The sequence below is a fragment of the Salipiger sp. PrR003 genome, assembly GCF_010500785.1.
GTDB classification, from domain to species: domain Bacteria; phylum Pseudomonadota; class Alphaproteobacteria; order Rhodobacterales; family Rhodobacteraceae; genus Salipiger; species Salipiger pacificus_A.
In genome coordinates this window covers 203577-212280 of the sequence record NZ_JAAGOV010000109.1, presented here as the reverse complement: position 1 = coordinate 212280, position 8704 = coordinate 203577, and the positions used below count along the sequence as shown (strand labels likewise).

At 63.6% G+C, this 8704-nt stretch carries 7 protein-coding genes; 1 reads left to right on the top strand and 6 read right to left on the bottom strand.

Translation table 11 applies throughout. The features are described 5' to 3' along the window. Positions 1 to 3267 (bottom strand): host specificity factor TipJ family phage tail protein (locus G0D83_RS30670; RefSeq protein WP_164198495.1); only part of this gene is annotated, 3267 nt, incomplete at its 3' end. A gap of 181 nt (positions 3268 to 3448) precedes the next feature. Continuing rightward, positions 3449 to 3823 carry an NlpC/P60 family protein gene (locus tag G0D83_RS30665; protein WP_164198494.1) on the bottom strand — a complete coding sequence of 125 codons (375 nt, stop codon included), beginning with the start codon at positions 3821 to 3823 and terminating at the stop codon, positions 3449 to 3451. Between the two features lie 97 nt (positions 3824 to 3920). Here G0D83_RS30665 and G0D83_RS30660 point away from each other — a divergent pair, with 97 nt between their 5' ends. Next, positions 3921 to 4457, top strand: a complete 537-nt coding sequence (locus tag G0D83_RS30660) for an ATP-dependent Clp protease proteolytic subunit (RefSeq protein ID WP_164198493.1) — start codon at positions 3921 to 3923, stop codon at positions 4455 to 4457. Here the strand turns inward: G0D83_RS30660 and G0D83_RS30655 are convergent. From G0D83_RS30655 to G0D83_RS30640, 4 genes are all read right to left on the bottom strand, one after another. Then, a complete protein-coding gene (locus G0D83_RS30655) occupies positions 4449 to 4778 on the bottom strand; it encodes a hypothetical protein (protein WP_164198492.1) in 330 nt (109 codons plus the stop codon). The genes G0D83_RS30660 and G0D83_RS30655 overlap by 9 nt on opposite strands. Before the next feature lie 14 nt (positions 4779 to 4792). Continuing rightward, positions 4793 to 5263: a DUF1833 family protein gene (locus tag G0D83_RS30650; protein ID WP_164198491.1), complete on the bottom strand. Its 471-nt coding sequence runs from the start codon at positions 5261 to 5263 to the stop codon at positions 4793 to 4795. Next, the gene (locus G0D83_RS30645) at positions 5260 to 5469 is read right to left on the bottom strand and encodes a hypothetical protein (protein ID WP_164198490.1); all 210 of its coding nucleotides are present in this window, start codon (positions 5467 to 5469) and stop codon (positions 5260 to 5262) included. Before G0D83_RS30645 ends, G0D83_RS30650 begins: the two co-directional genes overlap by 4 nt. Before the next feature lie 148 nt (positions 5470 to 5617). Beyond that, positions 5618 to 8698 (bottom strand): tape measure protein, encoded by a 3081-nt coding sequence (locus G0D83_RS30640; protein WP_164198489.1) that lies wholly within the window; start codon positions 8696 to 8698, stop codon positions 5618 to 5620. Positions 8699 to 8704 lie beyond the last annotated feature (6 nt).

The following is an 8704-nucleotide window of genomic DNA, read 5'->3' as shown; positions in this document are numbered from 1 at the left end:
GTCTGTGAGCGCTGTATCAAGATCGTCCCTGACAAGCCGCACGTCGTCGGTCGTCACGTCCATCCAGCTCGTCCAGCTTCGCTGATCGGACGCGCCTGTCACAAAGCTTGCCCTGACCTGATAGGCGATATTGGGCACGAGACCATCGGAGATCAGCACACTGCCCTCGGAGGCCTCGGCGAAGAGCCCGCGCTGCACCAGCGCGCCCGTCGCTGCAATGCGCAGCTGCCAGGTTACCCGGAGAGACTTGTTGGGCGGGACAACCCAGCTCAGCAGGATGCCGGGGCGCCGGCCCCTGCCCGCGTCATCGGGGATCTCGAAGGCCGCAGCGCTGGCCGAGATCAGCGGCGGCGCCGGCGGCGCCATGGTGGCCGCGACCACACCCGCAGAGACCCAGCCGCGCGTCTTCCCATCCGCCCCGACCGCGCTCACCTCGACGCGGTAGCTCTCACCCTCCTCGAGCACGCCCGTCAGCAGGGTGTATTCGCCCGCTGCAACCTTTTCCCCGTAAACCCATGCGGCCTCTGCCTCGGCATCGGACCACCGCAGCTGCAGGGTCATCCCCTCGGCCGCCGCTCCCGTCACGAAGGGCGCGAGCTGCACCGCGATGCGCGGGCGCACCGACAGATCGGGCAGCACGAGTTGCGTGAGGCTCGAGGAATAGGCCGAGATCACCACCGGCGCCGGTGGCAGGCCTGCAGTGGCCGGATCGCGCGGCGCGGTGATCACCGGGCTGTAGGGCGGGATGGTCCCGCTGTCCGCGTCGAGGATGGCGGGCACCGCGTCCACCAGCTGCAGCTCGGCGCTCTCATCCGGCTTCGGTCGCACGCTGGTGACGATGAGATCCACACTTTCCTGCATCAGCTCTTCGACGATCACCAGGTCACCCACCGCAATGTCGCCGGCCGCCACATTGGTGGCCGGCGTCCAGACGCGGGTCTGGGGGGCGACCGGCGAGAGCGCGGTGAAGCTCTGATTGCCGCCGACGTTTCGGACCAGCATGCGGAAGCTGTCCTGGTCGAAGTCGAAGACATCGTCGAGCGCGAGACTATCGACGAACCCGTCGCCGCCCACGGTGATCGCCTTGATGCGCGCCTGCCCCACGCCGATCAGCGGCACGTCATGCACGAAGCGCACCTTGTCGCCGCGTGTGACGCGCAGGTGCTCCCAACCCACTTGCAGCGTGTAGGTGGCCGGGCGGTTCAGCGCGGAGGCGAGATGGTACCGGCCGAGCCGGTAGACGTTGCCCTCGTCTTCGTCCTCGGCGGTCACCACCACGCCGGGCAGATCGAGCGTTTCGAGCTCACTCGCTGTCTGCCTGGTGAAGCCGTCGGCCAGAACGAGGATTTCGTCTTCCTGCCACTCGAGGCGCTCGGAGCGCGCCTTCACCCGGAAGCCGTGGATTTCACGCGGGAAGCGATGCTCTGCCTTGAAGCCCCAGCTGTTGCGCGGCGTGAAGACCTGACGCACCGGCCCGGCAGCGTTGTCGCGGATGATCGACCACTTGAGGTCGGTCAGGGTGCGCTTCGCCCGCCCCGCGGCCGCGATGATGTCGAGCACCTCGCCGAGCTGCGTTGCGGTGTCGACCACGTAGTCGCAGGTCCAATGCGGCTCTTCCGTCGCCCAGGCTCGGAACGCCTCGAGGTCGATCCGCTCGTCGCGCACGGGCCGCCGAAGATGCTTGCCGCGGATCGCCTGCAGAAAGCCCCAGGCCGGATGGCGCACCGGTTGCGGTGCGGTCCACCCTGATCCGGTCCACACCGGCGCCAGCTGCTGCACGATCGCATTGAGGCTATCCACCTGACCGTTAAGCTGGTCGGTCGCCTTGATGCGAAACGCGACCTCGGCGATGCCCTCGGGACTCGGCAGGTCGCCGTCGCGGAACGAGCGGATCGCGGTGAGCGTGCAGGTGTTCACATCGCCGGGGTCTTCGTCGATCAGCCAGCGCCGGGTGATCCGGATCGCGTATTCTCCGGGCTCCGGGAAGGTGAGGGTTTTTGTCCAGCGGAAGAGCGTGGTGCTCTTGGCCTGAATGTTGTCGAGCCCGAGATCGACCCAATCCGCCTCGACAAGGCCACCCTCGGTGGACTGATACTCGAACTGGAAGTCGGTGCCATGCCCGGACACCTTGCCGCTGCTGCGCGTCTTGTAGAGGCCCTGCGGGAAGCTCAGGTCGATCGCCGCGCTCGATGTCTCGACGCGGGTGTATTTCACCACCGGCACGTCCTGCTGCGGAACATCGCTATAGCCATCCTCGGCCACATCGCGCGGATAGAGGCGCATCGTCTCCGATCCCGAGCGCCATCCGGCCGAGGTCTCTTGATAGGTTGCCCGCGCCTCGGTGACGGTCACGGCGTCCGAGCTGATGGCCTTCCAGATCAGCGAGGCGCTGTAGTTCGGCACGGTCGCCACGTCCGTCAGGCGCACGCGCCACGCCCGATTTATGCCGTCAGCGCCGAAGGTGACCGAGGACCAGGTGAATCCCGTGGTCACGTCGGTCCACGTCTGCACCTGCGTCCATGCCCCACCATCCTCGGACTTTTCGAGGACAAGCGACACATGTTCGATGTGCCGACCGGTGGAGATCGCCACGGTGATCGAGGCGGACTTCGCAGCCTGTGCGGGCTCGAAGGTATAGGTGTCGCCGACCTTCAGGAGACGCGCCTGCGGCGCATGGCTCTCTTCGGACTTCGGCTTCACCAATGCCTCGAGGTCCGGCATGGCGGCGAGTGTCCGCGCCTTGTCCACGTTCCGGAACTCAAGTTCCAAATCTCTGTATTCGGTGATCGGCGTGGTGCCGATCCGCAGATCTTCGAGAGCGATCCCATCGGACGCCCAGCCGAACGTCATCCGGCCTATGTAGTAGATGTCGCGTCCGACAGTTTCCGAATACCCGGTGGCGGTCAGGGCCGGGAAAATCCGCTGTCGACCGATCACATAGGGGAAGACGCCATAGCGGTTCGCCGCATTGCCCACGCCGGTGATGGCGTAGTTCTGCGGCCCGGTACCGCTGCCCCCCTGCTGTGCCGGCGGAATGAGCGCGTTGATCGCCAGCGCGCCCGCAACCGTGATGGCGGCATAGGTCAGCGCGTAGCCCGTCGTGCCCGCAGCGAAGAGGGCCGCGGCCCCTGCCTCAGCCGCCCATGGGAGCGCCGCCGAGGCTACGAGGGCCAGCGAGCCGGGCTCGCGTACCGGAAACGCAATCTCAACACGCGCACCGACCTTCGGTCGCACACGGTCCCACAGGGGCAAGGGAACAGCTGTCACCTGGTCACCCCGGATCAGCCGGACGGCCGGGTACGTCTTGAAGCGTTCACAATCAAGGCCCGCGCGGGAGACGATCTGCGCGACCGACAAGCCGACCGGAACGCGCATAAGCTCCCACTCCGATCGGAGCAACGGGTGACGATCGACGGAGACCTCGATCAAGTCCCGAGAGGTTTGGAGATCAAACAAGGCGGTAGATTCCTTCGAGCTTCCCGAGCCAGTTCATGCCGCGCCACCGTTCGATGCGGCTGCCAGCAGTAGCGTCAATGTGGAGCATGTTGCTGTTGTCGAGCGCGTATCCGATATGGAGCGGTCGCCCGGAGGATAGAAACAAAAGGGCGTCGCCCTCGATCGCGGTATCGACACGCTGGAAGTGCGCGCGATAGCGATCAACAGTTCCAAGGCGCACGGCATCTTCCATCGTGCAGGCGGGATCAGGGATCACCACGCCGCGCCGGGCGAGGTGCAGGGCAATGAAGAGCCCAAGGCAGTCAAAAGCGGTCGGTCCCCGCCCCCGCACCGCGTAAGGCAGGCCGATCCAAGCATCGGTCCACATTGGATTTTCCAGATTTAGAAGGGACCGGCGGAGGCTGGACTCCAGCCCCTGCCGGTGCTCACCATCGCGTCGCGACAACAAACGATGGAGAATCAGGTTGCATTACGAGTTGATTTTTGACGCCGCCATCAATCAGGAAAAAGTTGGAACCTTCATAGGTTGGACAAACGCCCGAATGATAGAAGGCATGAGCGAGCTTACCATTGCTATGAGCACCACAGGAGGCAATGTCGCTCAGGGTTTGACGATGATGAACTTCATGAAGTCTCTTGGTATCCCAATAACCATTCACAACATCGGAACTATTGATTCAGTAGGGATAGCAATATATGCGACCGCCTCGACGAGATTAAGCAACAATAACGCATCATTTACCTTTCATGGCGCTGGAATAACGACATCTGAGAGGCTTGACGAGGAAAGGCTCCAGCATTTCTTGGACCTGATATCCACGCAAAACGCTCTAATATCGAAAGCGATTCAGGAAGCATGCGGACTTAGCCCGGAGAAATCGCGAGAGCTTTTGGTAGGCGAACAAACAAAGTCAGTCGCCTGGGCTATCGAGAATGGTCTTTGCCATGCAGCTCGTGATTTCTCACTAACGAGAACCGAAAAGACTTTCCATCTAACCTAGCTTTTTCAACACCGCACTCCAAAGGCTGGCCGCGATGTCAGCATCGTGGCCGGCGTTCATGGTGTAGCTCTGAAGGTATTTCAGTGCGTCGCCAGCAGCTACGTCGCTCGAGGTTTCGGCGACTGACTCGACATCTTCGCTCAAACAATTAACCGCGTCAGACACAGAAGCGATCTGCGCCTCCAGTTCTGTGATCCTGTTATTTGCGCTCGAAACCATCCCCTCCAGTGCCGCCAGCCGGCCAGAAATCGCAGGCGATCCCGACAAATCGACCACCCCCTGATCCGCGCAGGGAACAAAGCACTCTTTATCCTTCGACATCACATATCTCCTTTTCAGAACAGCGCCGGCGTCGTGCCGGGCGTCATTTCCAGATAGCCGAACTGCTCTTGTAGGATCGGCTCGATTGTCATCACGCCGCTGATGGTCAGGGCGTCATATTCAATGCCGGTGATCTCGACCTCGAACGGCCCGACCTCGACGACATCAGGATGCGAGGTCAGCACATAGACCACCCGCCCCAGCACCTCGCCGGTGATCGCCCGGAACTGGCCGATGATCTCGCGCGAGACGTTCGACGCGGTCCACTTGAGCACCGGGAAACCCTTATCGCGGTCATCCGGCAGGGTGATCTGGAACGGGAACGGCAGGTATTCCTCGCCACCGTGGGTCAGAGGCTCGGTGTCCCGCACCAGGCAGACCGGCTCGGGCCAGTCCGGATGCGTCAGCTTCACCAAGGGCACCAGCACTGCGCTGCTCTCGCCCGCGTAGAGCTCGCTGAGCAGGCGGTCCGTGATCGGCCTCATGGGAGGATCTCCAATTCTGCGGTGATGGCGAACTTCGGACCCAGCGGGCGCACTTCATAGCCATCGAGAAAGCGAAAGGTCCGCTCGACGCATTCGACGGGATCGAAGGCCGTGAAGGATAGCGCACCCGCGCCAAGCACCTGCTCGAAGAAGTCCTCAAAGGCCTGAAGCTGGACCGCGGTGAGCCGCGGAATTCGCCCACTCATGTTTTTTGGCGCCGCGCTGGTGCGGCGTCGGACCTGCGCAGGACCGACGTCCATCTCAGTTCGCAGAACCGCGCCTTGCGGCCCTGTCCGGCGCGCCGCGCCTAGATCCCGGAAAAAGGGAAGGTCTACTGGCCATGCTGGCATATCGTTAGCCTCTCGGTCGACCGCGCAGATTGAAGGCGCGGCTCATGGCGGGATCGGCAGCGCCGCTGTCGATGAATTCTTCGAACTTACGCTCCATCATCACCTCGATATCGATACCGCTCTGCCCGCGCTTCACGCTCGCCTGCAGACCCGGTGCGGTCTGGACGTTGACCGGAACGTTGACGTTTGGCGCCTGGCCGCCGGAGCCGCCGCGCTGCGCCACAACCGGTAGGGCGCGGGCAGCACCGACAACGCCGCCGACGTCAAATCCCTGTTGGCCCCGGCGCATCGCCTCGACGACACCCACGCCGCCAGCGCGCCGCACGTCAGCCTGCGACCACACCACCTCGCCCTTGTGCACGATGCCTGCGGCTTGCTTCTTCGCGCCGGGGCCAGTGTATCCACCGTTGTCGAAACCGAGGCCCTCGAGGAACGAGCCCACCGCCCCCTCAAGGCCGCCAGCGCCATCCGTCCCACCTTCCCAGATTTTCTCGAACGCCTTGCTGATGGCGATCTCCGCGAGCTTCGCCAGCACCATGTTGAGGGCATCGCTGAAGCTATGGGCGCCGGTGATGAGGCCAGTGAAGGCGCTTTCCATCGTCGAGCGAACATCCTGAAGCGCAGCCTGGAAATCGTCGTGACGCTTCTGCGCTTCAGCCAAGGCGATGTCGGCGTTCTTCCAGCTTGTCGCCAGCGCATGCACTTGCGTGGCCATTTCGGCGGTGATCGGCACACCCTTGTTCTGAAGCTGCTGCAGCAGCTCGGCCTCTTTCCGCGCCGCCGCAACCGCGCTGCCGTATTCGTCCTGTCCGAGCGCGAGTTCGTTCAGCGCACCAGCTTCGGCGCGCATCCCCTCAATTTCCTTCAGGATTGCGTCGTCATAGCGCTCTGTCGCCTTGTCGACGCTGGACTTGCCGCCGGTCTTCCCGGAGGCGGTACGCCGATCATCCGCCGCAATGTTCGCCGCGGCAATGTTGCGGATCTGCTCTTCGGTGAGCGTCGCGCCCGCCTTCTGCGCATCCTTGCGGACCGAAGCCATTTCCTTCTCGAGCGCGATCTGGTCTTTGGTCAGCCCCTGAAGCCGCTCCTGTTCGGCGATGAAATCCGAGCCAGCCTTCGCCGCCGCCGCATCCGCCCGACGCCGCGCAACCTCGGCGGCGCCATCCCCGCGCCCGGGCCGGTCACCTCCGGCGGCGGCGACGGCGGAGGCGGTCTCGACCGCCTTGGCGCGCAGGGAGTCGAGCACACCAATCGCGTTCAGCACATTCGCGATCAACCCCGCGAAGCCCGGCACCGTCTTGCCGAGCTCATCAATAGCCGACTTCGCTTCATCGGCGGAGCGCTCGCCCTCCTCGAATTCGTCGATGATCTCGACAATCTGGCCGATAACCGGCGGCGCGAACTGAGCCTGCGAAATATTGTCGAGGTGATCGCGGTAGCCCTGCAGTTGGTCGTTCGCATCGCGCAGCGCCGGGCTGTCGCCAAGCGCCTCCTGCTCTTTGGAGAGAGCTGTCGAGAAAAAGCTCGCATCCTTGAGCCGCTCAACGAGCTTCCGAGCCTCATCACTGATGTCCATCTGGCTGAGGGCCGTCAGCCGGGCTTGCAGCTCCTGGGCGCCCATCTCCCCGTCCCTGAGCGCCGCCGTGATCTCCTGAACCTCAAGAAGCGCTGGCACATCACGGGCCTCGAAATCATTCCCGGGCCGCCAATAGCGAGCGACGCCATTGCCCGCGTCTTCACCAATCTTTCTCAGGTTGTCGCCGGTATCGATGACACGATCCAGGAACTGCCCACCTCGCAGACGATCCAGCTCTTCCCGGATGTCCTTGACACGACGAAGCCGTTCTTCGCTCGACATATCGTCGATCGACTGAGCGACTTGATCGATCGCGCCAGCCGCCTGGGGCGCATAGAGGCCTAGGTCCTCCATCTCGGACTTCAGTCGAGATGTCTTGTCTTCCGCCGCACGACTGGCATCGGCATAGAGAACCATCGCGGTCGCAGCCGTCGTGCCGAGAAGAATGCCGAGCGGACCGGCGGCAGCGGAGAGACCGCCGATCGCCGTGGCGATGCCGGAAATGCTGCTCGCCGCGCGGGCCGCAGCGATGAATTTCGTCATCGCGGCACCAGCGAGACCGAGCTTCGCGATCATGCCGCCGATGGAGCGGCCCAGCAGGCCCGCCGCGAAGATGCTGGCCACCTTCAGCGTCACATCCGCGACCTGATCGAAGTTGTCCGCCAGAGCCGTGAGCCCCGCGACCAAACGCTGCGAGGCCGAAAGCCCCGCATCGGTCTCGCCGATGTACTTCGTGAACGCATTATTCACGCGCGTGATGCCCTGATCGATCGTCGTCGTCGCGTCCGCCGCCATTGCTTGGACCTTCGGCAGGCCGCGCAGAAACGCCTGGAAGAACTCCTGACCACTGACCTTGCCGTCGGCCACGAGTTCTTTCAGCTTGGAGACCGAGCCACCCGCATCATCGAGGCCGGCCGCGACCGCCATCAGGATCGGCCGCGCACCTTCGTTGATCGAATTGAATTCCTCCGCCTGGACACGAGCGCTGCCGAGAAGCTGACCAAGCTGTGTCAGCGCGCCAGATGCCTCTGTCGCCGACACGCCCGCCACGCGCAGAGAAACCGCGACGCCATCCGAGAACTTGATCAGGTCTTGCTCTGATGCCCGCAGATTATCGTTCGCCTGCGCAGCCTTGCCGTAGAGATCGATCAGCGCAGTCACCGGCGCCGCATTGTCCTGCGAAGCCCGATAGAGCTGGTCAAGAACCCGAACCTGAGCCTGCCCGGTCACGCCCGCAACAGCGAGGGAGTTTCGCGCCCCGGTCCATGCGTCCGCATAGCGTGCAACCTCACGCACCGAGAGAGCCGCGCTGATACCGGCAAGGGGCGCGATGATCGACTGCGCCGCGCTGCGCCCGATCGCGCTCAGACGGTTGTCCATCTGCTGGTAGCGCTTCTCGATTGCCCTCGCCTGTTTCTGCGAGACGCCAACCGCCTTGCGCATCTCGCGCTCGTACTGCTTGATGTCCGCCGAAAGCTGAACGACCAGCTTTTCTAGATCAGTTGCCATCTTTTA

Bases quoted from the DNA above. Each gene is read 5' to 3' on its own strand.
- G0D83_RS30665 (WP_164198494.1), bottom strand. From the start codon at position 3,823: ATGTGGACCGATGCTTGGATCGGCCTGCCTTACGCGGTGCGGGGGCGG.
- G0D83_RS30650 (WP_164198491.1), bottom strand. From the start codon at position 5,263: ATGAGGCCGATCACGGACCGCCTGCTCAGCGAGCTCTACGCGGGCGAG.
- G0D83_RS30645 (WP_164198490.1), bottom strand. From the start codon at position 5,469: ATGAGTGGGCGAATTCCGCGGCTCACCGCGGTCCAGCTTCAGGCCTTT.
- G0D83_RS30640 (WP_164198489.1), bottom strand. From the start codon at position 8,698: ATGGCAACTGATCTAGAAAAGCTGGTCGTTCAGCTTTCGGCGGACATC.
- G0D83_RS30655 (WP_164198492.1), bottom strand. From the start codon at position 4,778: ATGTCGAAGGATAAAGAGTGCTTTGTTCCCTGCGCGGATCAGGGGGTG.